Annotated in this window: 21 protein-coding genes and 1 pseudogene; 8 read left to right on the top strand and 14 right to left on the bottom strand. The window is 64.5% G+C overall.

All coding sequences use genetic code 11. The annotated features are described in order from the left end of the window. Positions 1–486, top strand: coding sequence for a thioesterase family protein (locus NKI72_RS28800; protein ID WP_352831178.1), 486 nt, complete (start codon positions 1–3; stop codon positions 484–486). Between the two features lie 147 nt (positions 487–633). Continuing rightward, complete coding sequence (locus tag NKI72_RS28795; protein ID WP_023676715.1) at positions 634–831, top strand: hypothetical protein; 198 nt, start codon at positions 634–636, stop codon at positions 829–831. A 72-nt stretch (positions 832–903) separates the two neighbouring features. On the opposite strand, the gene NKI72_RS28790 is transcribed toward NKI72_RS28795, so the two are convergent. Further along, positions 904–1,383 carry an Lrp/AsnC family transcriptional regulator gene (locus tag NKI72_RS28790; RefSeq protein ID WP_352831290.1) on the bottom strand — a complete coding sequence of 160 codons (480 nt, stop codon included), beginning with the start codon at positions 1,381–1,383 and terminating at the stop codon, positions 904–906. A 90-nt stretch (positions 1,384–1,473) separates the two neighbouring features. Between NKI72_RS28790 and NKI72_RS28785 the strand changes: the two genes are divergently transcribed. Then, on the top strand, positions 1,474–2,376 hold the full coding sequence (locus NKI72_RS28785; RefSeq protein ID WP_352831180.1) for an EamA family transporter: 903 nt from the start codon (positions 1,474–1,476) through the stop codon (positions 2,374–2,376). Here NKI72_RS28785 and NKI72_RS28780 read toward each other — a convergent pair whose 3' ends face one another. Further along, the gene (locus NKI72_RS28780) at positions 2,377–3,276 is read right to left on the bottom strand and encodes a dienelactone hydrolase family protein (protein WP_352831181.1); all 900 of its coding nucleotides are present in this window, start codon (positions 3,274–3,276) and stop codon (positions 2,377–2,379) included. A 253-nt stretch (positions 3,277–3,529) separates the two neighbouring features. On the opposite strand from NKI72_RS28780, the gene NKI72_RS28775 reads away from it, so the two are divergent. Further along, complete coding sequence (locus tag NKI72_RS28775; RefSeq protein ID WP_352471599.1) at positions 3,530–3,700, top strand: hypothetical protein; 171 nt, start codon at positions 3,530–3,532, stop codon at positions 3,698–3,700. Positions 3,701–3,709: 9 nt separating this feature from the next. Continuing rightward, complete coding sequence (locus NKI72_RS28770; RefSeq protein WP_352815403.1) at positions 3,710–4,141, top strand: hypothetical protein; 432 nt, start codon at positions 3,710–3,712, stop codon at positions 4,139–4,141. Between the two features lie 10 nt (positions 4,142–4,151). Here NKI72_RS28770 and NKI72_RS28765 read toward each other — a convergent pair whose 3' ends face one another. Beyond that, positions 4,152–6,464 carry a glucose/quinate/shikimate family membrane-bound PQQ-dependent dehydrogenase gene (locus tag NKI72_RS28765; protein ID WP_352815405.1) on the bottom strand — a complete coding sequence of 771 codons (2,313 nt, stop codon included), beginning with the start codon at positions 6,462–6,464 and terminating at the stop codon, positions 4,152–4,154. 252 nt (positions 6,465–6,716) lie between these two features. On the opposite strand from NKI72_RS28765, the gene NKI72_RS28760 reads away from it, so the two are divergent. Beyond that, positions 6,717–9,440, top strand: a complete 2,724-nt coding sequence (locus NKI72_RS28760) for an ATP-dependent helicase (RefSeq protein WP_352851488.1) — start codon at positions 6,717–6,719, stop codon at positions 9,438–9,440. Positions 9,441–9,452: 12 nt separating this feature from the next. Here NKI72_RS28760 and NKI72_RS28755 read toward each other — a convergent pair whose 3' ends face one another. The 5 genes from NKI72_RS28755 to NKI72_RS28735 all read right to left on the bottom strand — a co-directional run bounded on the left by NKI72_RS28755 (position 9,453) and on the right by NKI72_RS28735 (position 14,501). Continuing rightward, positions 9,453–10,502: an ABC transporter permease gene (locus tag NKI72_RS28755; protein ID WP_352505624.1), complete on the bottom strand. Its 1,050-nt coding sequence runs from the start codon at positions 10,500–10,502 to the stop codon at positions 9,453–9,455. Then, on the bottom strand, positions 10,499–11,296 hold the full coding sequence (locus tag NKI72_RS28750; RefSeq protein WP_352505623.1) for an ATP-binding cassette domain-containing protein: 798 nt from the start codon (positions 11,294–11,296) through the stop codon (positions 10,499–10,501). Before NKI72_RS28750 ends, NKI72_RS28755 begins: the two co-directional genes overlap by 4 nt. 86 nt (positions 11,297–11,382) lie before the next feature. Next, the gene (locus tag NKI72_RS28745; RefSeq protein WP_023676725.1) at positions 11,383–12,396 is read right to left on the bottom strand and encodes a substrate-binding domain-containing protein; all 1,014 of its coding nucleotides are present in this window, start codon (positions 12,394–12,396) and stop codon (positions 11,383–11,385) included. 165 nt (positions 12,397–12,561) lie between these two features. Next, positions 12,562–13,467: a sugar phosphate isomerase/epimerase family protein gene (locus tag NKI72_RS28740; protein ID WP_352505670.1), complete on the bottom strand. Its 906-nt coding sequence runs from the start codon at positions 13,465–13,467 to the stop codon at positions 12,562–12,564. Continuing rightward, on the bottom strand, positions 13,467–14,501 hold the full coding sequence (locus NKI72_RS28735) for a Gfo/Idh/MocA family protein (protein WP_352505622.1): 1,035 nt from the start codon (positions 14,499–14,501) through the stop codon (positions 13,467–13,469). Before NKI72_RS28735 ends, NKI72_RS28740 begins: the two co-directional genes overlap by 1 nt. Positions 14,502–14,697: 196 nt before the next feature. On the opposite strand from NKI72_RS28735, the gene NKI72_RS28730 reads away from it, so the two are divergent. Continuing rightward, positions 14,698–15,723, top strand: a complete 1,026-nt coding sequence (locus NKI72_RS28730) for a LacI family DNA-binding transcriptional regulator (protein WP_023676728.1) — start codon at positions 14,698–14,700, stop codon at positions 15,721–15,723. A gap of 10 nt (positions 15,724–15,733) precedes the next feature. Here NKI72_RS28730 and NKI72_RS28725 read toward each other — a convergent pair whose 3' ends face one another. The 6 genes from NKI72_RS28725 to NKI72_RS28700 are packed head-to-tail and all read right to left on the bottom strand — an operon-like array spanning position 15,734 to position 22,221. After that, positions 15,734–16,651: a ribokinase gene (locus NKI72_RS28725; protein ID WP_352851487.1), complete on the bottom strand. Its 918-nt coding sequence runs from the start codon at positions 16,649–16,651 to the stop codon at positions 15,734–15,736. 31 nt (positions 16,652–16,682) lie between these two features. Beyond that, entirely contained in the window at positions 16,683–17,558 is an 876-nt protein-coding gene (locus NKI72_RS28720; RefSeq protein ID WP_352831186.1) for a MurR/RpiR family transcriptional regulator, read from the bottom strand. Beyond that, positions 17,555–18,532: an ABC transporter permease gene (locus tag NKI72_RS28715; RefSeq protein ID WP_352831188.1), complete on the bottom strand. Its 978-nt coding sequence runs from the start codon at positions 18,530–18,532 to the stop codon at positions 17,555–17,557. Before NKI72_RS28715 ends, NKI72_RS28720 begins: the two co-directional genes overlap by 4 nt. Positions 18,533–18,548: 16 nt before the next feature. Then, the gene (locus NKI72_RS28710) at positions 18,549–20,075 is read right to left on the bottom strand and encodes a sugar ABC transporter ATP-binding protein (protein ID WP_352831190.1); all 1,527 of its coding nucleotides are present in this window, start codon (positions 20,073–20,075) and stop codon (positions 18,549–18,551) included. A gap of 56 nt (positions 20,076–20,131) precedes the next feature. Continuing rightward, positions 20,132–21,190, bottom strand: a complete 1,059-nt coding sequence (locus tag NKI72_RS28705) for a sugar ABC transporter substrate-binding protein (protein WP_352831192.1) — start codon at positions 21,188–21,190, stop codon at positions 20,132–20,134. Positions 21,191–21,231: 41 nt separating this feature from the next. Continuing rightward, positions 21,232–22,221: a TIM barrel protein gene (locus NKI72_RS28700; protein ID WP_352831194.1), complete on the bottom strand. Its 990-nt coding sequence runs from the start codon at positions 22,219–22,221 to the stop codon at positions 21,232–21,234. 247 nt (positions 22,222–22,468) lie between these two features. On the opposite strand from NKI72_RS28700, the pseudogene NKI72_RS28695 reads away from it, so the two are divergent. Next, positions 22,469–22,721: pseudogene (locus tag NKI72_RS28695) on the top strand (esterase-like activity of phytase family protein); the annotation flags it as partial.

Here is a 22,721-nt window from a genome sequence, read left to right as displayed (position 1 = left end):
ATGCCCATCCCCGCCCCTTTCGTCTCCCGCGCCATGGACATCGAGGAGGCCTGGATCGACTACAACGGCCATCTCAACATGGCCTACTACAACGTGCTTTTCGATCGTTGCTCCGACGAAGCCTTCGAGATGATGGGGATGGGGCCGGATTATGTGAAAGAACGACGGCTGACCATCTACACGGCGGAAGTCCATGTCTGCTACGTCCAGGAGTTGCATCTCGACCACAAGGTCACGGTCTCGTTCCAACTCCTCGACCATGACGACAAGCGGCTGAGGGCCTATCAAGAAATCCGCCATCTCGACGGCTGGCTTGCCGCCACATCCGAAACGCTGTCGCTGCATGTCGACATGGCTGGCCCGAAGGTGGCGCCCTTCCCCGCCGACGTCCTGGCCAGGGTGGAAGCGATGCGCGCCGCCCATGCTGCCCTGCCGATGCCGGAGCGCGCCGGCCGCTCGATCGGTATTCGTCGTAAGTCGGCTTGAACCACGGTCCAACCGCCGTTAACCTTACCGAGGTTTTAACGTGAACAAGCCGAATTGAGACGTTGAACGACTCAGCGCGGCGTTGGAAAACCGTCCGCATCGAATTGCGATACGGGCGGCGGAGCAGCAGCGGTTCGGGGAACGTGCATGAAAACCGATATCAAGGTCGAGGCGGACAGGCTGGCGGCTGATCCACGCATCACCGACTATGATTTCTGGCGCTCGCTGAAGAACCTCAATAACGAGATCTTCCACATCGCCAACAACAACGAGCCGATCCCTTTCGCCATGATCCGCTGGCGCGCCATCCTGAAGCAGGCGCGGATGAAACGCGGCCACGCCTGAACGGTGGGGGAAGAAACAGACCGGCCGTCCGGTTTGCATTTCTGATGATGTGCTGACGAACGATCCCAAGCGTCACAGCTGGCGCTTCACCGCCCCCAGCGGCGATCGCGGCACCACGGGCGACGACTGGATGATCGCCGTATTGGTCATCGCGAACGGAATGATCCGGTCGATCACCCGTTCGAGCTCGGCCACCGAGCCGACATGCGCCAAAGCGATGAAACAGTCCTCGCCGGTGACCCGGTCGCATTGGGCGATTTCCGGTAGGTCGCGGATGATTTCGGCCACGACAGCCAGTTGCCCCGGCACCGGCCTGATCCGCAGCCATGCCGACAGCTTCATGCCGAGCGCGGCCGGATTGATACGCACCGTATAGGCCTCGATCACACCGCTTTCCTGCAGCCGCTTGATGCGCTCGGCAACGCTCGGCGCCGACAGGCCGACCGACCGCGCCAATTCGGCGGTGCTGGTGCGCGCGTCCTTTTCCAGCAGGCGCAGAATTTTCAGGTCCGCCGGATCCAGATCGCTATTTTCATTTCGAAAGCGTTTCAGCGGAATACTCCTTGCTTTCGGAAAGGAAATGGCCGAAATGCCCGGCAATTATCCATATCAATGGCAACAATCGCCTGCGATACTGATCCCATGCAAGATCGGACGCAAGCCCCCGCAGCAAGTCCGGCACTCGCCGGCCCCGCCTTTACCCTGGCAAACGCGGTCCCGCCGCATCTCTGGTTCGGCGTCAGCGCCGTGTTCCACTATCTCGGACCGGCCTTCGCGGTGCTGCTTTTCCCGCATGTCGGCGTGCTCGGCATGGCTTGGCTGCGCATCGCCACCGCGGCACTCGTCTTTGCCCCATTGACCCGGCCATGGGCGGTCTTCGCCCGCGCCGATCGCTCGACGCAGTTGCTGCTTCTGGCCTTCGGCGCCTGCCTTGGCGTGATGAACTGTTCTTTCTACCTGGCGCTCGATCGGCTGCCGATCTCCCTGGTGGCAGCGATCGAATTCGTCGGCACGATCGGCGTCGCGCTTGTTGGCCTCAGAAGCCCGCGCAATCTCGCCGCCCTCGCAATCGCTGTCGCCGGCACCCTGCTGCTAATCGACGTCAAATGGTCGAGCGATCCCGTCGGCCTGTTCTGGGCCTTCCTCAACGGCACGCTGTTCGTTGGCTACATCGTTCTTGGCCACCGCGTCGCGCGCGCCGGCGCTGGTGACGGCATCGCCGGGCTGGGTGCCGCCATGGCGGTCGCCCTTCTCGTCGTTCTGCCGATCGGTTTCGCCGATGCTCTGCCGGCTTTCTCGGCGCCGCCGCTGCTGCTTGCGGCGGTCGGCGTCGGCATCTGCTCGTCGGTCATTCCCTATATTTGCGACCAGCTTGCCATGTCGCGGCTGCCGCGCTCCAGCTTCGCGCTGATGCTGTCATTGCTGCCGGTCACCGCAACGTTGATCGGCGTCATCGTGCTGCGGCAGGTGCCGAGCCTCACCGACTGCCTTGGCATCGCCCTGGTGGTGGCCGGCGTGGCGTTCCATAAGCCGGCGCCGGACTGATCAGGCCAGCTTCTCCTTGAGGAAAGCGATCGTCCGGCCCCAGGCGAGGTCGGCCGCCTTCTTGTCATAGCGGGCCGCCGACGTGTCGTTATTGAAGGCATGGTTGGCGCCTTCATAGACATAGACCGAGTATTCGACATGAGCCGCGTCGAGTGCCTTCTTGAAGGCATCGATACCGGCATTGGTGCGGGTGTCGAGCCCGGCATAATGCAGCATGAGCGCGGCCTTGATCTTCGGCACGTCCTCGGCCTTTGGCTGCATGCCGTAATAGGCGACGGCGGCGGCGAGGTCCGGCGCGTTGACGGCCAGCATGTTCACCGTGCCGCCGCCCCAGCAGAAGCCGACGGCGCCGACCTTGCCGTTGCCGTCCTCGTAGCCTTTGAGGTAGGCGACGGTTGCCACGGCATTGGCGGCGACCTGTGCTGGATCGAGCTGGGAAAACAGGTCACGTGCCCTGTTTTCATCGTCCGGCGTGCCGCCGAGCGATGTCATGAAGTCCGGCGCAAGCGCCACGAACCCTTCCAGCGCCACGCGCCGCGCCACATCGCGAATATGCGGGTTGAGACCCCTGTTCTCGTGCACCACGATGACCGTGCCAAGCTTGCCGGTCTGCTCCGCCGGCCTGACCAGATAGCCCTTCATCTCGCCGGCGCTGCCGGGATAGCTGATGTCCTCGCCTTTCACACGCGGATCGTCTTCCGCCACGATTGCCGCCTGGGCCGAGTTCGCCGCCAGCAGCGGCGCGATCGCGGCAGCTGCCGCACCCGATCCGGCAAGCCTGGTCAATTGCTCCATGAAGCGCCGCCGGTCGAGCGTCAGATGCGTGTATTCGTCATAGGCGTCGATCATCGCCTGGGTAATGACAGGCTCGGCGGCAATGGGTCCGGCAGGTGTTGTCATGGCGCGCTCCTCGTCGGCGCCCCCCGCGGCAACATAGAGCCGAAGCTTGCCTGGTCCAGTCACGGCTGAGTGAGGCTGCCATAAGTCCCTGCACGACGCCGTGATGCCGCGCGCCGCACTGTCGTTAAATTTTGGTCCTTTGTGGCAATGCTAAATGCACGCACCACGATGTAAAAAGAAGTTACCGGGCTATGCCTCACTCGGGCCATTTGGCGAACGAGAATGGCCATTTGGCGGGAAAAAGAATGCCTGATTGACGACGAAGGAATATGCCATGACCTTTCCCTCCCCGCTTCTGGCAAGTGGGTTCGCCCTCGCCGCTATGGCTTTGCTGGCGCTGCGGTTCACTGCCTTCACCGCATTCAAACGATCGTTGATCAAAATCCGCGCCAACCGGCACCCGCCCGCAAACACCAAAGCCTGAGGAAAGGTCATGGACGTTCAGGACATCATCAACACCGTCTCCCAGAAATCTGGTCTCAACCAGGCTTTGACGGAAAAGATCGCCGGCACGATTTTCTCGGTGCTCGAACACGAGGCGGAAGGCACGACCCTGTCCAGCTTCTTCGCCAAAATCCCGGGAGCCGACGCCCTGGCCAAGCAATATGATGTCATGGCTCCCGGCGCAGCTTCCGGTGGTGGCCTCCTGTCCTCGCTGGAGGGCGCGCTCGGTGGCGCTCTCGGCGAAAAGACCGGCGCGCTGATCAACGGCGTCGCCATACTCAAGGCATCAGGCCTCACGCTCGCACAGATCAGCCAGGCCGGCACAATGCTGGTCCAGCAGGCCGAGACAGCCGCCGGCCCGCATCTGACCAGTGAGGTACTTGCATCGGTACCCGACCTGAAAGGGCATCCCGGGCTCTGAAGGAACTTCTCTATTTCGGCAGCGTGTAGGCCATCACATAGTCGCCCGGCTTGGTACCGACCGAGCCGTGGCCGCCGGCAACGATGACGACCAACTGGCGTCCGTCGGCTACCGTGTAGGTCATCGGTGTCGACTGCCCGCCGGCCGGCAGCCGCGCCTGCCAGAGCTGTTTGCCGGTCGTCAGGTCATAAGCGCGCACATAGTCATCGACCGCCGCACCGAGGAAGGCGACGCCGCCGGCAGTGATCATCGGCCCGCCAATGCCGGGCACGCCGACCTTGAACGGCAGCGGCAGCGGCGTCATGTCGTAGACGGTGCCGTTGCGATGCTTGTAGACGATCTTGCCGGTCCGAAGGTCGGCACCCGCCACATAGCCCCAGGGCGGCGCCTGGCAGGGAATGCCGAGCGGCGACAGGAACGGCTTCAATATCACTGCGTAAGGCGCACCGTCATTGCGGTTCAGGCCTTGTTCGCTGCCCTTGGTGTCACCGGGCGGCGGCACGTCGGCGCGCGGCACCAGCTTGGAGATGAACGCCAGGTATGTCGGCATGCCGAACATCACCTGCCGGACCGGATCGACTGCCACGCCGCCCCAATTGAAGGTGCCGAAATTGCCGGGATAGATCAGCGAGCCTTGCAGCGACGGCGGCGTGTAGCGGCCCTCATAGCGCAGCTTCCGGAGCTCGATCCGGCAGGCCAGCTGGTCGAACATGGTGATGCCCCACATGTCGGCACCGGTCAGCGGTTTCGGACTGAAGCTCAGGTCCGAGACCGGCTGCGTCGGCGAGGTATGGTCGCCCTCGATCGCGCCGCCCGGTGCCGGCACTTCCTTGACCGGAACGATCGGCTCGCCGCTGCGCCGGTCGAGCACATAGAGGTCGCCCTGCTTGGTCGGCCCGACCAGCGCCGGCACCACGCCACTTTCCGTGGTGATGTCGACCAGCGTCGGCTGCGCCGGCACGTCCATGTCCCAGAGATCGTGGTGCACGGTCTGCCGCACCCAGCGCAATTGTCCGCTGTTGAGATCGAGCGCGGTGATCGACGAGGAGAATTTCTCGTCATTGGCGCTGCGCCCGGCGCCGAGCTGGTCCGGCGTCTTGTTGCCGAGCGGCACATAAAGCAGGCCGAGCTTCTCGTCGGCGCTTGCCGTCGACCACATGTTGGGCGAGTTGTTGGTGTAGGTCTGGCCCGGCGGCAGCGGCGTCGTCTGGTCCGGATTGCCGGAATCCCAGTTCCACAACAGCGCGCCGGTGTCGGCATCGTAGGCACGAATGACCCCGGACGGCTCCTGCGTCGAATAATTGTCGTTGACCGCGCCGCCGACGATGATCTTGTTGGCGACGATCAGCGGCGCCGAGGTCGAATAATAATAGCCCGGCTTCGGATATGGCATGTTGGCGACCAGGTTCAGCGTGCCGCCTTCGGCGAAAGTCGGGCAGACCTGGCCATTCGCCGCATCGAGCGCGATCAGCCGGGCGTCGGATGTCGGCAGGTAGATGCGTGTGGCGCAGGGCTGGCCAGCGGCGACCCTGGCATCGGCATAATAGGACACGCCGCGGCAGGTCTGGTGCTGGCGGTCCTTGTTGAGCTTGACCTGCGGATCGAAGCGCCATTTCTCCTTACCGCTCGCGGCATCGATGGCGATGGCGAAATTATGCGGCGTGCAGATGTAGAGCGTGTCGGCGATTTTTAGCGGCGTCACCTGATAGGTCGTCTCGCCGATGTCGTCGGGCCCTTTCACGTCGCCGGTGCGATAGGTCCAGGCCGGCTGCAGATTGGCGACGTTTTCGGCGGTGATCTGGTCGAGCGGCGAATAGCGCTGGCCATATTGCGTGCGACCGTAATAGTGCCATTCGCCAGCCGGCACGTTGCCGCCGAGATCGGCCGTCGGCGTCACCTTGTCGGTGTTGAGTTCACCCGCAATATCCTTTGGATCGGTCGTCATCGAATAGCCGGCGACCGCAAGCGAGGCCAGCACGGCGAGGATCAGCGGCGCGCGTCCGTCGGGACCGGTAAGCCCGCGCCGCGCCCATGGCGTCAACAGCCATAGCGCGACAAGCACGATGATGCCGCCGCGCGGGCCGAGCTCCCACCAGTCGAAGCCAATCTCCCAGACCGCCCAGGCGAGCGTGCCGAGCACGATCGCCGCGTAGAGCCACAGCGCCGTGGATCTGCGCCTGTAGAGCAGCCAGGCCGCGACAAGGAAAGCTAGACCGACGATGACGTAGTACCAGCTGCCGCCCAGCGTCACGAGCCAGATGCCGCCGCCGCCAACCGCCAGGCCGATGAGGAAAAGGATCAGGGAGGTAATGACCACAGCCAAGACGGTGCTCCTTCGACTGGTGCGCTCCGCGACGCGTCCATGGGCAACCCGGCATTGCGCTCCTGCCCCCACGCAACTTTCTCCGGCCCGCTTCCCCTGTCAAGCAAGCTCGGCGTTTTACGGTGCCGACCCATCGCAAGCCCGGCGTTTTGGTTAGCGGACCCATCCAGATTGTGAGTCCACCGACTGGACAGAGAACAAAACGGAGACACTTCTGGCCTTTCGCTGCCGAATCACTACATTCGGGGAGAGATGTCCGGCTTTTCGGAAGACATGCCTTTTTTTGACGAACCGAACGCGCGGCCCGTGGCCCCGTCGGGCATTGCCGCGCGCGCCATGGCTGCCCGCAGCAACCAGAACAATGCGCCCGACTATCTCAAGGGGTTGAACCCCGAGCAGCGGCTGGCGGTTGAGACCACTGAAGGCCCGGTTCTGGTGTTGGCCGGCGCCGGCACCGGCAAGACGCGCGTCCTGACCACCCGCATCGCCCACATCCTTGCCACCGGCAAGGCTTTCCCGTCGCAGATCCTCGCCGTCACCTTCACCAACAAGGCGGCGCGCGAGATGAAGCAGCGCATCGGCCTGTTGATCGGCGAAGGCAATGTCGAGGGCATGCCGTGGCTCGGCACCTTCCACTCGATTGGAGTGAAGCTGCTGCGCAGACATGCCGAGCTGGCCGGGCTCAAATCCGACTTCACCATTCTCGACACGGACGACGTGGTGCGCCTGATCAAGCAGCTTATCCAGGCCGAAGGGCTGGACGACAAGCGCTGGCCGGCCAAGCAGTTCGCCCAGATGATCGACGGCTGGAAGAACAAGGGCCTCGGTCCCGCCGACATCCCCGAGGGCGATGCCCGTGCCTTCGCCAACGGCAAGGGCCGCGAGCTCTACAAGGCCTATCAGGAGCGGCTGAAAACGCTGAACGCTTGCGACTTCGGCGATCTCCTGTGCCATCCGATCCGCATCTTCCGCGCCAATCCGGACGTGCTGAAGGAATACCACAAGCGCTTCCGCTACATCCTCGTCGACGAATATCAGGACACCAACACCGCCCAGTACATGTGGCTGCGGCTCTTGGCGCAGCGGCCGCAATCCTCCCCCCTTGAGGGGGAGGTGCCGGCTGCGCGGGCGGTGGGGGTTGCCGCAGAAGGCACCGCTAGAGCGTCGAGCACTGCCGCCGGTAGGTCGAGCACTGCCGCACGGACCCCACCCGACCGGGCTTTGCCCGGCCACCCTCCCCTCAAGGGGGAGGGAAGCCCGCGCCTGTCCACCGTAAATATCTGCTGCGTCGGCGACGACGACCAGTCGATCTATGGCTGGCGCGGCGCCGAGGTCGACAACATCCTGCGCTTCGACAAGGATTTTCCCGGCGCCACCATCATCCGGCTGGAGCGCAACTATCGCTCGACCGCGCACATCCTCGGCACCGCCTCCCACCTCATCGCCCACAATGAGGGCCGCTTCGGCAAGACGCTGTTCACCGAAAAGATCGCCGAGGACGACGAGAAGGTGCATGTCCATGCCGCCTGGGATTCCGAAGAGGAGGCCCGCGCCGTCGGCGAGACCATCGAGGCCTACCAGCGCCAGAAGCACAATCTCAACGACATGGCGATTCTCGTCCGCGCCTCCTTCCAGATGCGCGAATTCGAGGATCGCTTCGTCACGCTCGGCCTCAATTACCGCGTCATCGGCGGCCCGCGCTTCTACGAGCGGCTCGAGATTCGCGATGCGCTGGCTTTCTTTCGCGTCGTCGCGCAAGGCGCCGACGACCTCGCCTTCGAGCGCATCGTCAACGTGCCGAAGCGCGGCTTGGGCGAGGCCACCATCCGCCAGATCCACGACACCGCACGGGCGCTGCGCATCCCGATGCTGGAGGCGGCGGCAAAACTTGCCGAGAGCGACGAGCTGAAGCCCAAGCCGCGCGCGGCACTGCGCGAGGTATCGGCCAATTTCGAACGCTGGCAAAAGGCTCTCGAAACCACGCCGCACACCGAGCTCGCCGAGACCATTCTGGAGGAGAGCGGCTACACCGACATGTGGAAGAACGACCGCTCGGTCGAAGCGCCCGGTCGGCTCGAGAACTTAAAAGAACTGATCCGCTCCATGGAGGAGTATGAATCGCTGCGCTCTTTCCTCGAACATGTCGCGCTGGTGATGGACGCCGAGCAGAACGCCGAGCTCGACGCCGTCAACATCATGACGCTGCATTCGGCCAAGGGCCTCGAATTCGAAACCGTGTTCCTGCCCGGCTGGGAAGAAGGCCTGTTCCCGCACCAACGCTCGCTCGACGAGGGCGGCCGCTCAGGGCTGGAGGAGGAACGCCGCCTCGCCTATGTCGGCCTGACCCGCGCCAAGAAGAACCTGCACATCTGGTTCGTCTCCAACCGCCGCATCCACGGCCTCTGGCAATCGACCATCCCGTCGCGCTTCCTTGACGAGCTGCCGGAAGCCCATGTCGAAGTTTCCGAGAGCGGCAACTCCTACGGCGGCTACGGCAATGCCTATGGCGGCGGCTCGTTCGCCTCCGGTCGTGGAGGCCAAGGTGCAGGCAGGCAGAACCCTTATGGAGCGTCGCGCTTCGACAACATCGGCGGCAATAACGGCGCCGAAAAATCCGGCGCTTTCTCCAGCACCTATGCGACACCGGGCTGGCAGCGTGCTCAGGCCAACCGCACCGAGGCGACCGACCGCAATTGGGGCACGCGCTCCGGCCACCAGGTCGAGCGCATCGGCTATGGCGAAACCGACTCCGGCTACGGCGCCGGTCGCACCTCGGTCAAAGGGCGCACTATCGACGGCGAGCTGGTCGCCAAATCCGTCGCCGACACGCCGTCCCCCTTCAGCGTCGGCGACCGCGTCTTCCACCAGAAATTCGGCAACGGCAACATCTCGGCCATCGAAGGCAACAAGCTGACCATCGACTTCGACAAAGCCGGCCAGAAACGCGTGCTGGACGGGTTTGTCACCGGGGTGTGAGGCCGCCGGGCGCTAGCGATACCGCGCCTGGTTCCACTTGTGGCCGAGCAGCGACAGGATGATGATCAGGCCGTTGAAGAACTGGACGTAGAAGCCGCTCAGGCCTGCCGCGACGACGCCGGTCTGGATGAACGAGACCGTGACCGCGCCGATGGCGCCTCCGACGACGGTACCGATGCCGCCCCAGGTCGGGGTGCCGCCGACGAACACCGATGCCAGCACCGGCAGCAGGTATCCGTCGCCCGCCGTCGGCCACCAGGTGAAGTTGATCATCACCGAGAACGTGCCGGCGATCGCCGCGCCGATACCGACGAAGACGAACACTTTCACCCGCACGCGCTTGACGTCGATACCCATCTGCTGGGCGCTGTCGGGATTGTCGCCGACCACCTTGACCTGCGCGCCGAAGCGATGGCGGTTGTAAAGCAGCGCCGACAGCACGACGAAGCCGATGGCCCAGAAGATCTGCACCGGAATGCCATAAAGCTGGCTGGAGAAGATCTTGTAGGCCCAGCTGTCGGCAAGACCGGTCAGTGCCGTCGACCTGCCCTCGTTGATGATCTGGATCAGGCCGCGCAGCAGGAAATTCATGCCGAGCGTGGCGATCAGCGACGACAGCCCGCCATAGACGACCAGCGAGCCGACCAGGAAGCCGAGCAGCATGCCGGTGACGATTGCGGCGGCGATGCCGAGGAACGGGTCGTAGCCGGCCTGCACGACCAGCGCGAAGACCCATGAGGCAAAGCCCATTGTCGCCGGAAACGACAGGTCGATCTCGCCGCAAGTGACGACGAAGACCAGCGGCACCACCACGAACAACGCCACCGGCAGCGTGGTCAGCACGGAACTGTAGAGATTCCAGGTGGTGAACACGATCGGGTTGGCGATCATGAACACCGCCATCATGACGATGAACACGGCAAGCGTGCCGAGCGCGGCGCGGTTGTCGAGGATGAACCCGCGCAGCCAATTGTCGGACGGGTGTCTCCACTCTTTCCCGGCGGCCTCATTATGCGTGCCGCCGAGGGGGCTCTGCAGATCGGGTTCCATGGTCTTGCTCATCGTGCCGCCCTCCCTGCATCGCCCGCGTCGTGCAACCCCGGCAATCCGCTGGGGTGGGCGACGTCTTCCATGAAATTGATCAGATCCTCGGCCGATTTGACCTCGCTGCGGTCGGCGGTGAGCGCGACCTTGCCGCGGTCCAGCACCACGAAGCGATCGGCGATATCGAAGACGTGGTGGATGTTGTGGCCGATGAACAGGATCGAGCGACCGCTCGCCCGCACCTGGCGCACGAAGTGGAAGACCTTGGCGGTCTCGGTCAGCGATAGCGCGGTCGTCGGTTCGTCGAGGACTATCAGCTCCGCCTTCTTATAGATGGCCCGCGCGATCGCCACGCCCTGCCGTTCGCCGCCCGAGAGCTGGCCGACGATCGACTGTGGCGTGAACACTTTCGAGGTGAAGCCGATCTCGCGCATCAGCCGGCTCGCCTCCGCGATCTCCTTGTTGACCTTCAGCCAGCCAAGCCAGCCGGTGAGTTCGCGGCCCATGAAGATATTGCGTACGATCGTCTGCTGCACGGCGAGCGCCCGGTCCTGGAACACCGTTTCGATACCGGCGTCGCGCGAGCGCGCAGGGCTCCATCCGGTCACCGGCTTGCCGCGGACGAGAATCTCGCCGCTGGTCGGTTTGACCACGCCGGACAGGATCTTGATCAGCGTCGACTTGCCGGCGCCATTGTCGCCGATCAGACCGACCACCTCGCCGCGATCGACGCTGAGATTGACCCCGCCCAGCGCATAGACCTGGCCGTAGGACTTGGTGATGTCGCGCAGTTCGATGATGCGTTCGGCCATGGCGATCCTCGCTTGATTGTCGCGTGCCGGCCTTTGCCCCGGCGGACCCGCCGGCCGGGCTCGATCCCGGCCGACGGCTTGGGAGGTCAGCGCAGCGCCTGCTTGGCGAGCTCGGCGACGATCTCGTAATTCTGCGGCGTGACGAAGCCGGCGCCGGTATCGACATTCATCGGTGCGAGACCCAGCACAACCTGCTGGCAGAGGCTGAGGATCGGCAGATAGCCCTGCAGGAACGGCTGCTGGTCGGCCGTCAGCTGCACCCAGCCGCCCTTGAAGCCCTCGACGATCTGCGGGCTGGTGTCGAAGCCGAAGTTGAAGATATCGCCCGGCTTCCTGCCCGCCGCCTGCATGTAAGTCGGGACGTTGCCCAGCATCTGTCCGCCGGGATAGCCAACCGCCTTGACGTCGGGATTGTTGAGCAGTGCCGCGGTGATCACCGGAAGGGCCAGATTGGGGTCGGAAGCCCATTCGCCGCTTGGCGGCGAGGAGAGCTGTATGACCTCGACGCCCGCTTCCTTGAGGGCAGCGACAGTGCCGCGTTCGCGCGCGCCGCGGCTCTCGTTCTCGAACGGGCCGATCATGATTGCCTTGTCGCCGGCCTTGAGCCCGGCCAGCTTGACCGCCTCGGCACCAAGCGCGCGGCCCTGCTGCTCCTGCTGGGCACCGACATAGCCGCCGCCGAACGCCGCCGTGACCGTCGGCACCGGCACGTTCTGGTACATCATCTTGATGCCGTCCTTGTGCGCCTGTTCGGCCAGCGGCATGATCGCGGCGTCGCCCGGGTGGCCCATCATGGCGATGCCTTGGGGCTTGACCGCGACAGCCTCGCGCAATTGCTGCACCATCTTCTCGACATCCCACTGGGAAAAGATGTAGTCGACCTTCGGCCCGAGATCGGCCGCCGCCTGCTTCGCGCCATTATAGACGATCGTGCCGAAGGCATCGCCCTCGGCGCCGCCGACGAAGAAACGGATATGGACATCCTTACACCACTGGGCATCGAGCGCCTGCGCCGGCAAGGTCGAGAGTGCGGCGGCGAGCGCCATCGCGGCCGCCGCGACGGTCGAGCGCAGAACTGTCCTTCTCATCGTAATGCTCATGCACTTATCCTCCCTTTGTTCCCTCGCTAGCCGAGGGGTTTTGACGATCGCTTCGGCATTGCGCCGCAATCTTTCGCTGGCCGGCACCTCCCGCCGGCTTGTCCTGTTTTTATGCATGTCGTTATCGCAAAACCGCTGGGCACTTTTGCGCGACATGCATTAGCCTCACACCGGGTTCGGCAGGTAGCTCGCGCCTCCCCGGCATTGTTGGAGATAATCCAGTGCCCGCGCCTGGCCGGTGATCTCGAGATCGCCGCGATAGACCGGGTCGTGCCAGCCCTCGATGTCGATGGCGCCCTTGTAGCCGGCCAGCCGCAGCTCGCTGATCACCCGCGTCCAGTCGCTGTCGCCGAAGCCAGGGGTGCGCATCTGCACGAACGGCAGGCGGCCGAACACGCCATGTTCGCGGATCACGTCCCAGCGCACCGTCGCGTCCTTGCCGTGGACGTGGAAGATACGCTGCGCCCATTTGCGGATCTGCGGGATCGGATCGATCAGATAGACCAGCTGGTGGCAGGGCTCCCACTCCAGGCCGAGATTGTCGTTTGGCAATTCGTTGAATATCAGCTCCCAGGCGTCCGGATTGTGGGCGATGTTCCAGTCGCCGCTGGCCCAGTTGCCGTCCATGGCGCAGTTCTCGAAGGCGATGCGCACGCCCTTGTCGGCGGCCCGCTTGGCGAGCGGCCCCCAGACCTCGCGGAAGCGCGGCAGGCTGTCGGGCAGCGGCTTGCCGCGGATGCGGCCGGTGAAGCCGCTGACCATGTTGGTGCCGAACCGATGCGCGTTGTCGATGATCGTTTCCCACGCCTCGAGCACGCCGCGATCGATCTCGCCGCTCTCCAGCGGATTGCCGAACACGCCGATCGACGAGACGATGACATCGGCATCGCCGATCGCCTCGCGGATCTCGCCCGCCAGCCGCGGAATGTCCTTGCCGCCCAGCGTCTGCCAGAAGAACGGCTGGATGCTCTCGAAGCCGAGCGGCAGGATCTGCCTGACATAGGCGGCCGGGTCGTCGAGGTTCGCACGCACCATGGTGCCGATCCTGATGTCGAGCAGCGGGTTTGGCATCATGACCCCTCCTGTTGAGCGATAGCGACCCGGCGCCCGGTTTCGGCGCTCTCGATCGCAGCGAAAACCATGGCCAGGCTCTTGATGTTGTCGGCGCCGCGCGTCTCCGGCTCGGTGCCGGTTTCGACGGCGCGGACGAAATCCTGGATGATGCCGAGATGGCCGCCGACACGATCTGCCGGGTCGAGCGGCGGCACGGCTATCGGTTCGGTGCGGTCGAACAGGCCTTCACGGACCGGCCGCACGACTTCCGCCTTCAATCCGTCCGCGCCGTCCCAGACAATGCTGCCGCGCTCGGCGACGATCCGCCATGTACTGTCCCAGCTTGTACGGAAGCCGGCCGCGCACCAACTGCCGGCATAGGTGAACAGCTTGCCGCCGCCGAGGTTGAAGCTTGCGGCTGCCGACGACCCTTGCCGATACCAGGAGTTGGCCGGCTCCCACTCCTGGCAATAGACGCCGGCCGGTTCGCCGGCCACCATGTAGCGGGCTGCATCGAATGTGTGGATCGCCATATCGAGCAGCAGCACATGGCGCATCTCTTCGCGAAAACCGCCGAAATGCGGCGCAACGAAGAAATCGGCGTGGATGCTGGTTGGCGCACCAATGGCGCCGGAATCGAGAAAGCGCCGGATGCGCCTGACATTGGCGACATAGCGGCGGTTCTGCACGACGGCATGGATGCGGCCGGCGCTGCGGGCCGCCTCGACAATGGCACGCGCATTGTCCGGGCTGTCGGCCAGCGGCTTTTCGGTCAAGAGATGGCAATGGTGGGCAAAGGCGGAAAGCGCGACCTCGCGGCGGGCGGCGGGAACCACGACGTCGAATACCGCGTCGGGCCTGGTCTGGTCGAGCACGGCGTCGAGCTCAGTTCCGATGACGGCGCCGGAAAGCTCGTATTCGCGCGCCCTTGCCCGCGCCCTTTCGGCGTCGAGATCAACCAGGCCGACAATGGCGAGCCCGTCGATCTGCTTGGCCGCATCGAGCCAGGCCTTGCTCATCGCGCCGCAGCCGACCAGGACGACATTGATCATCCAGCACTCCTCCCTCTCGGCCCCTCCAGACCGATCGTCACGGCGTTCACGGCAGAGCCGCAAACGTTCTTCCGTAAACGTTTACGAGAACACACCCGATGGCGTAGAATGTCAATTGGCCGGCTGTGAAAAATCGTGGCGTCGGCTTGGCCCGGAGAGCAGCCGGTGCTAGCCAAGCAAGGGGGAGAACTGTCCTTTGGCGTCCAGCATTCACGACCTTGCGCGTCACCTGAATATTTCGATCGGCACGGTGTCGCGCGCGCTCAACGGCCGCGCCGATGTCAATGCCGACACACGCCAGCGCGTGCTCGATGCGGCCAAGAAGCTGAATTATTCGCCGAACCAGTCCGGCCGCAGCCTGCGGCGCGGCGCCACCCATTCGATCGCCTTCATGCTGCAGCCTCATCCGGGCGACCAGGAATATGGCGAGCCGTTCTTCATTCCGTTCCTGACCGGGTTGCAGGCCAAGCTCGCCGAAAGCGGCCTCGACCTGATCGTGGTGATGGGCGCGCCGGGCGACTACCAGCAGGAGCGCCTGCGCCGTGTCGTCGAGACGCGGCGGGCCGATGCCGTGGTGCTGGCCTGGACGCGGCGCGAGGACGAGCGCATCGACTATCTGACCCAGGCCGGTTTCCCGTTCGCGACGCTCGGCCGCAGCCGCTCCGGCGGCGATTCCTATCCCTCGCTCGACCTCGATTTCGAAAAAGCCGGGGCTGACGCGGTCGATCGTCTCGTCGCGCGCGGTCACCGCCGCATCGCCGCCATCCGCCCGTCGCTCGACCTCAATTTCGGCTATCTGTTCCTCGCCGGCTATCGCAAGGCGTTGCGGCGGCACGGCATCGAATTCGACCCCGAGTTGATCGCCGACGGCTTCATCAACGAGGCCGGCGGCTACGCGGTGACGCCGAAGGTCATGCGCTCCAAGGACCCGCCGACGGCCATCATCTTCAACAATGATGCGATGGCGCTTGGCGGCTGCAAGGCTCTGGCCGAGGCGGGCATCAGGCCCGGCCACGACGTTGCGGTGATCGTCATCGTCGACACCCCGCTCTGCCGCTATTTTTCGCCGGCGCTGACCGGCTTCCGCCCGGCGCTCGAGCCGATGGGCGAGCGGTTGGCCGAAATGCTGCTGGCATCGATCCCGGCTTACGCCGGCGCCGAAGGCGCACGCATCATCCGTGAAGTCTGGCCGCTGGAACTGATCGCGCGCGACAGCGATTGAATCGCGGCGCTCACTGAGCAGGCTCAGATTGATCAAGACCCCCGCGCTCGCGCTCCGGCGTTGCGACCAGCGAGGCAGCGGCGGCATTGGCGGCGGCAAGTGCCGCCTCGACGGGCTCTCCACGCGCAAGCCCCGCCGCAAAGGCGCCGACGAATTCATCACCGGCACCGTGGGTGCTGACCACCTCCACCGGCAACGCCGGCAAGGCGAATGCCTGGCCGTCGCGGTCGCAATAGGCAATGCCCTCGCCGCCGGCCGTAACGATTGCAGCCGGATAGGAACCGACGAGCATGCCGGCCGCCTTCGCAGCACCCTCGAGCGTGTCGACGACCGGAACGCCGGCCAGGAATTCCGCCTCGATGGCGTTGACGATGACGATGTCGGTCAGCGCGATCAGTTCGGCTGTCAGCTTTCGCGCCGGCGCCGCATTGAGAACGACGCGGCCGCCATGCGCCTTCACCGCTCGCGCCGCGGCAATGTTGGCGGCTTCCGGTACCTCGTTCTGCAGCAGCAGAACCGCCGTTTGCGCAATCAGCTCGGCCGCCTCAGTAATGTCCTTTTCGCCGAGAGTGAGATTGCTGCCCGAGACGATCACCGCGCCATAGTCGCCGCTGTCGTCGAAAATCGCTACGCTCATGCCCGAGCCGGCGCCCGAAGCCACTCCCACGAAGCGCTGGTCGACGCCGTTGCGATCGAGATTGTCGAGAAGCGCGCAGCCGAAATCATCGTCGCCGACAGCTCCGATCATCGCCGCACGCACGCCGGCCCGCGCTGCCGACACCGCCTGGTTGCCGCCCTTGCCGCCGCATTTCGGATGCCAGGCATGGCCGGTGACCGTTTCGCCCTTGCGTGGGCGATCGGGGGCTTCGACCAGGATATCGTAATGCAGGCTGCCGAATACGGTCACCAGCGGCGGAGGAGCCGTCATGTGCCCCAGACCTTCATGAGCCGCTTGCCTTTCATGAGTTCTTGTCTTTCCGTTTCGACGTCACCGCAGACATGGTACGGCCGAGATTGCGCTCCGCCGCCTGGTAGTCGCGTTGCGCGACCGCGACGAACAGCGCGTCGAGAATGTTGAGCTGGGCAATGCGCGCCGCTGCGTTCTCACCCATCAACGGCGAGCCTTGGGCGGTCGAGCAAAGCACGATGTCGGCGATGGCTGCCAATGGCGAGTTGTCATAGTTGGTGATGGCCAGCGTGCGCGCGCCGCTTTTGCGCGCAAGTTGGATGGCGTCGATAACAGCGCTCGTGTTGCCGGAATGCGAGAAGCCGACGGCGATGTCGTCGGCGCCGAGCAGCGAGGCCGACATCAGCATCATGTGCGAATCGTCATAGACAGAGGTGCGGATGCCGATGCGCAGGAATTTGTGCGAGACGTCGCGTGCGATCTGCGCCGAACCGCCGACGCCGTAGAAATCGCGGTTCCTGGCGCGGTAAAGCAGATCGGCGGCACGGTCGAAATCGTCCATGTCGAGGATGGCGAGCGTCTCCTCCAGCGCCTGGATAGAGGTGCGGAACACCTTCTGCACGATCTCGGCCGAACTGTCGTCCACCGACAGCTCCTGATGCATCTCGGCGGTCGGCAGGCGACTGTATTCATAGACCGCCGTGCGAAAGTCGCGATAGCCGGAAAAACCCAGCTTCTTGGCGATCTTGACCACCATCGCCTCCGACACACCGGCCTCCTCGGCGATCTGCTTGAGCGGTATGGTCTCGTCGAAGCCGCGCCGTCCGAAGACGGTTTCAACCACCTTCGCCTCGAGCGGCGTCAGATGCGGCATCATCATGCGAATGCGCGGTCCTACTGCTTTCAGGTCCAGCCCGGTCAAGGTCATCCACGTCCCCTCGTCACGCGATCGATAAGCATCGCGGCGAGGATTATAAGGCCAGTTGCCAGGAGCTGATAGAAGGACTGCACGTTCATCAGCGTCAGGCCGTTGCGCATGCTGCCAAGAATGACGGCGCCCAGGATGGTGCCGACGACGCTGCCCTTGCCGCCCATCAGCGAGGCACCGCCGATCGCCGCCGCCGCTATGGCGTCGAGTTCCCAGAGATTGCCGAGAATGGGCTCGGCGGCACCCAGCCGGCCGATCAGGATCTGCGCTGCAAGCGCTGCCAGCAGGCCCGAGATCATATAGGCGGCGATCTTGGTGCGAGCGATCGGCACGCCGGCTATGTAGGCCGCCTCCTCATTGCCCCCGACGGCGAGCAGATATTCGCCAAACGGCGTCTTCTTGAGGATGATCCAGGCAATCAGCGCGACCACGGCCACGATGATGACCGCCAAGGGCAATCCGAACAGCGAGCCGTTGAAGATGGCACGGAAGCCGGCAGGCAGGCCGAGCACCGGATTGCCGCCGGTATAGATCAGCGCCAGCGCCCGGTAGGTGCTGAGCGTTCCCAGCGTGACGATGAAGGGCTGCAGCCCGACATAGGCAACCAGCACGCCGTTGAGCAGTCCGCAGGCGAGGCCGATGGCGAAGCCAGCGGCGATGGCCAGCGGAAACGGCACTCCGGCAACCAGCATCGAGGCCGAGATGACCGCCGAAAGGGCTGCCGTCGGCCCGACGGACAGGTCGATGCCGCCCGAGATGATGACCAGCGTCATGCCCAACGCCAGGCACGCATTGATGCTCGATTGCTGCAGGATGTTGATCAGGTTACGCTCGGCAAAGAAGCCGGGGACCAGCACCCCGAAGACGGCGAGGATCACCACCAGGCCGATCAGCGTGCCGGCGTCGCGCACGGAAAACCGGTGCAGGAAATCTGCCCTTGGGCGCGCTGCTGTGTGTTGGGTTATATCGGTCATCGGCTGGTCCTGTCCGTTATGCACCGGCCCGATGGCCTTGCGCCTTGCCGGCCTCAATCTCCGTTTGGGGTATGGCGTACGCGGCGATCGCCTGTTCGCTGAGACTTGCGCGGCCCAGTTCGGCGGCGACCGTGCCGTCGCGCATGACCAGCACGCGGTCGGCGAGCCGGATCACCTCGGGGAGTTCGGACGACACGACGATTACCGAATGGCCTTCGGCGGCGAGTTCCTCGATCAGGTGGTAGATCTCCGCCTTGGCGCCGACATCGATGCCGCGCGTCGGTTCGTCGAACAGAAGGATCCGCGTTCCCGCCGCCAGCCAGCGGCCCATGATCGCTTTCTGCTGGTTGCCGCCGCTGAACAGGCGGATCGGCCGGTCGAGCAGGAACGGCCTGAGATTGACCCGCTTCATCTTCTCGGCCGCGACCCGTTTCAGCCTTTTGTGATCGATGACGCCGCGCGGCGCGAACACGCCCATCGAGGCCAGCGCCATGTTGCTGGAGATCGACCGCAACGGCACGATGCCTTCGCGCTTGCGCTCCTCCGGCACCAGACCGATGCCGGCCGCGATCGCGTCGCGCGGACTGGAAAGCTTTACCGCCGCGCCGTCGATCTCTATTGCGCCTGATGAGGCCCGGTCGGCGCCGGCCAGCAGCCGCAGCAGTTCGGTGCGGCCCGAGCCGACCAGGCCAGCAACGCCCAGCACCTCGCCGCGATGCAGGTCGAACGAAACGTCACGGACCTTGGTTGCCGAGGCGAGGCCACGCACGCTCAGCCTGATCTCGGGAGAAGCATGCGAGCGGTGTTGTTCCTGGGCAAGCTCGCGGCCGACCATCATCGAAACGACGGCCTTTTCCGACACCTGCGCGAGATCGACGGTTTCGACCACAACGCCGTCGCGCATGATGGTTGCGCGCTGGCAGATGCCGAACACCTCGTCCAGCTTGTGCGAGACATAGACGACGGCGACACCGTCGCGTGCCAGACCGGCAATAACTTCCGCCAGCCGTTCGAACTCGCTCGGCGTGAGGCTCGACGTCGGCTCGTCCATCGCCACGATCCTGGCGCGGTCGAGCAGCGCCCGCGCGATCTCGACGATCTGCCGCTGCGCCACCTTCAGGCTGCCAAGCGGGGCTGCCGGATCGATGGTCGGGTCGATGGCGGCCAGCGCTTCCGCAGCGCGGCTCTCCTGCTCGCGCCGTGCGACGAAGACGCCGCCGCGCGTCAACGGATGGCCGAGGAACATGTTCTGGGCGACGCTGAGGCGTGGCACCTGCTGTAATTCCTGATGGATCATCGCCACGCCGGCTGCGCGTGCGGCGACCGGATTGTTCAGCATCACCGGCTTGCCGTCGATCAGCACGCTTCCCGCCGTCGGTCGGTAGACGCCTGACAGTATGCGCAGCAGCGTCGATTTGCCGGCGCCGTTTTCACCGAGCAGGCCATGGATCTCGCCGGCGCCGACCGAAAACGACACTTCGCTCAGCGCCCGCACAGCCGGAAACTCTTTGGAAATGCCCTCGAATTGCAGCCGCGCTGACATTGCTTCGGTTCTCCAGGCAAGGTGCCGACCCAAGGCCGGCACCTGCCGGCCCTGCTCTACTGGCCCGCTGCCGCGTCCTCGAGCAGCGCCTTGCGCACGGCATCGCCGCCGCCGGAGTAACGGTCGGCATTGTCCTTGGTGATCAGCGCCTGCGGCGTGGCAACGACGCGCGGCAGCTTCTGCCCGGCCACCAGCCGCAGCGCAGATTCCAGCGCCACCTCGCCGGTCAGCACCGGGAATGAATCGACGGTGCCGGTCAGCTCGCCGGCGCGGATCGAGGCATAGGCGTCGGAGATGCCGTCGGTGCCGAAGACCGCAACCTTGTCCTGCAGCCCGGCAGCCTTGACCGCCTCGACGATGCCCAGCGCCATGCCGTCATTGTTGGCATAGAAGCCGATCAGGTCGGGGTGCTGTTGCAGGATGTTGGTGGCCGCGTCGTAGGAGGTCTGGCGATCCCAGTTACCGGGGACGCTGGCGACGACGTCGAACTTGCCGGCCTCGGTGATCGTTGTCTTGAAACCATCGGTGCGCTGGACGGCGGCGTAGACGCCGGCCTGGCCTTCGACGATGGCGACCTTGCCGCCGTCCGGCCGGTTCTTGATGAACCATTTGGCGACGCGCACGCCGTTGTCGCGCTGGACATTACCGACATAATGCTCGGCCTGCGGGATGACCGCGTCGTTGACGTTGACCACCGGCACGTTGGCCGCCTTGGCCTGTTCCATGATCGGCTGCAGGTTGGAGTCGGTCTGCGGCGAGACGAGCAGCACGTTGTAGCCCTGTGTGACCAGGCCTTCGGCGATGGTGAGCTGACCGAGCTGGTCGCCCTCGCTCTGCGCTGCCTGGTAGACGACGGGCACGCCGGTGCGGTCGCCGAACGACTTGTAGCCCTCCCCCAGCGAGCGCCAGTATTCATTGGTCAGCGTCTTGGAGACCGCACCCGCCTTGGTACCCTCGGGCAACTTGGGGAACGCCCCGAACTTGGCCTCGAGCTGCGACCAGTCGATGCGATCCTTCTCGGTGTCGGAATTGAGCGGCGCGAGGTCCGCGGAAAAAGCCGAGCCGATGGACAGCGCCATCAGGGCAGCGGCAGCGGTGGCAAGTAGAAATTTCATGATCTTCCTCCCTTGTTGAAAAACGGTCTATGCCGCCGGCCTCAGCTGTCCGGCCCGAGCATGGCTTCCTGGATGATGGCCTGCGAGGCGACCGCGTCCTGACGGTCGACGGCACTGGACAGGCGATTGTCCTTTTCCAGCCGATCGACGAAGCGCAGCATGCGCTTGACAGTCGCGATGTTGACTTCGCATTCGTGGACCGGGTCGAGCCCGGTCATGTCGGGGAACGTGTCGAAGTAGATGGCGCCGGCATAGCCGTCTCGACGGATCTGCCTGAGCAGCTCGATCGTCTGCAGCGTATGCACGGCCCCGACCATCAGGCCGTCGTCGCGCTTGGCGTAGCCGTCGTTGAGATGCACGCCGAGCAGCTTGCTGTGTCGCGCCACGAGTGCTGCGGCAAAGGCCGGCTGCTCGTCGGCATAGAGCACATGGGCGAAATCGAGCGTCACGCCGAGATTTGGCAGGCCGATCTCGCGGATCGCCAGCAATGTAGTCGCCGCATCTGGCATCAGGCTGTAGGAGCGCGGCTCGTTGGGTTTGTATTCAAGGCTGATTTGGCAGCCCGGATCATGCGCCGCAACTTCACGAATGCCATCGATTTCGTGTTGCCAGAGCGCTGCGTAGTCCACCTGGAAGGCATAGTCGAAGCCATCCTGCCCGAGCCACAAGGTCATCAGGCTGGCGCCCGCCTCGCGCGTGGCGTCGATGCCGGCCTTGGTCAGGTCGATGGCTTCGCGGCGAATGGCAGGATCCGGGTTGGTGAAGGCGCCGAGCTTGAAAGCCGGATTGGAATAGTAGCGCATGGCGAAACCATTGATGGAAAGCCCGATATCGCCGAGTTTGCGCGCTATTTCCGCAGGCTTTTCATCGACATGGTCGGGGAAGTTGAGGTCGAGATCGGTCAACTCCGCAACCTTCGCCGCACGTGCCGCCATTTGCAGCATGGACGGTTTGCCGACAAGATCGGGCCACTCGGCCTGTGGCCGCGAGGCAAAGGAATTGAGGCGGGTGGCGAAACGATAGGCAGTCATCGGGGACCTTTCATTGTCATAACTTTACATTAGAACGATTATTTGTAAAGTTGTTAATTGCTCGCTCGGCGACGACGAATTCGCCATACCCAGGCCAGTTGCGACCACGGGGGACAAGCAAGCGCGGCACTGTCACGCAAGTATCATGTTCGCGTCCTAGATCGCTTCTCCGAAGGCTTTCGCGGCATCCTTGATGCGACGCGGCGCTTTTTCAGATCCCGGCAGCTTTGTCTCAAAGAGGATACCCATGAAAAACCTGCACCGAACCGCGTCCCTCGCCGTCGCGCTGGCGATGTTCACCGCCTTGACCCCGGCCTTGGCAGAAAACGCCGCGACCGTCGGCGGCGTCAGCTTCGTCAACAAGGGCATGGTCGGTGTCGGCCGCATCCCGGCCAGCCAGAAGGACAAGTTCGGCGAGACGTTTGGCTCGGGCTCGGGCATGTCGATCGACGCTGCCGGCTGGACACATGGCGCCGATGGCTACAAGGGCTCGCTATGGC

The sequence above is a fragment of the Mesorhizobium sp. M0437 genome (genome assembly GCF_040321335.1).
Classification (GTDB): Bacteria; Pseudomonadota; Alphaproteobacteria; order Rhizobiales; family Rhizobiaceae; genus Mesorhizobium.
This window is presented reverse-complemented; position numbering and strand designations above follow the sequence as displayed.

Coding starts and splice junctions, on each gene's coding strand:
- NKI72_RS28800 (WP_352831178.1), top strand. CDS start 1: ATGCCCATCCCCGCCCCTTTCGTCTCCCGCGCCATGGACATCGAGGAG.
- NKI72_RS28795 (WP_023676715.1), top strand. CDS start 634: ATGAAAACCGATATCAAGGTCGAGGCGGACAGGCTGGCGGCTGATCCA.
- NKI72_RS28785 (WP_352831180.1), top strand. CDS start 1,474: ATGCAAGATCGGACGCAAGCCCCCGCAGCAAGTCCGGCACTCGCCGGC.
- NKI72_RS28780 (WP_352831181.1), bottom strand. CDS start 3,276: ATGACAACACCTGCCGGACCCATTGCCGCCGAGCCTGTCATTACCCAG.
- NKI72_RS28770 (WP_352815403.1), top strand. CDS start 3,710: ATGGACGTTCAGGACATCATCAACACCGTCTCCCAGAAATCTGGTCTC.
- NKI72_RS28760 (WP_352851488.1), top strand. CDS start 6,717: ATGTCCGGCTTTTCGGAAGACATGCCTTTTTTTGACGAACCGAACGCG.
- NKI72_RS28755 (WP_352505624.1), bottom strand. CDS start 10,502: ATGAGCAAGACCATGGAACCCGATCTGCAGAGCCCCCTCGGCGGCACG.
- NKI72_RS28750 (WP_352505623.1), bottom strand. CDS start 11,296: ATGGCCGAACGCATCATCGAACTGCGCGACATCACCAAGTCCTACGGC.
- NKI72_RS28745 (WP_023676725.1), bottom strand. CDS start 12,396: ATGAGCATTACGATGAGAAGGACAGTTCTGCGCTCGACCGTCGCGGCG.
- NKI72_RS28740 (WP_352505670.1), bottom strand. CDS start 13,467: ATGCCAAACCCGCTGCTCGACATCAGGATCGGCACCATGGTGCGTGCG.
- NKI72_RS28735 (WP_352505622.1), bottom strand. CDS start 14,501: ATGATCAATGTCGTCCTGGTCGGCTGCGGCGCGATGAGCAAGGCCTGG.
- NKI72_RS28725 (WP_352851487.1), bottom strand. CDS start 16,651: ATGACGGCTCCTCCGCCGCTGGTGACCGTATTCGGCAGCCTGCATTAC.
- NKI72_RS28720 (WP_352831186.1), bottom strand. CDS start 17,558: ATGACCTTGACCGGGCTGGACCTGAAAGCAGTAGGACCGCGCATTCGC.
- NKI72_RS28715 (WP_352831188.1), bottom strand. CDS start 18,532: ATGACCGATATAACCCAACACACAGCAGCGCGCCCAAGGGCAGATTTC.
- NKI72_RS28710 (WP_352831190.1), bottom strand. CDS start 20,075: ATGTCAGCGCGGCTGCAATTCGAGGGCATTTCCAAAGAGTTTCCGGCT.
- NKI72_RS28705 (WP_352831192.1), bottom strand. CDS start 21,190: ATGAAATTTCTACTTGCCACCGCTGCCGCTGCCCTGATGGCGCTGTCC.
- NKI72_RS28700 (WP_352831194.1), bottom strand. CDS start 22,221: ATGACTGCCTATCGTTTCGCCACCCGCCTCAATTCCTTTGCCTCGCGG.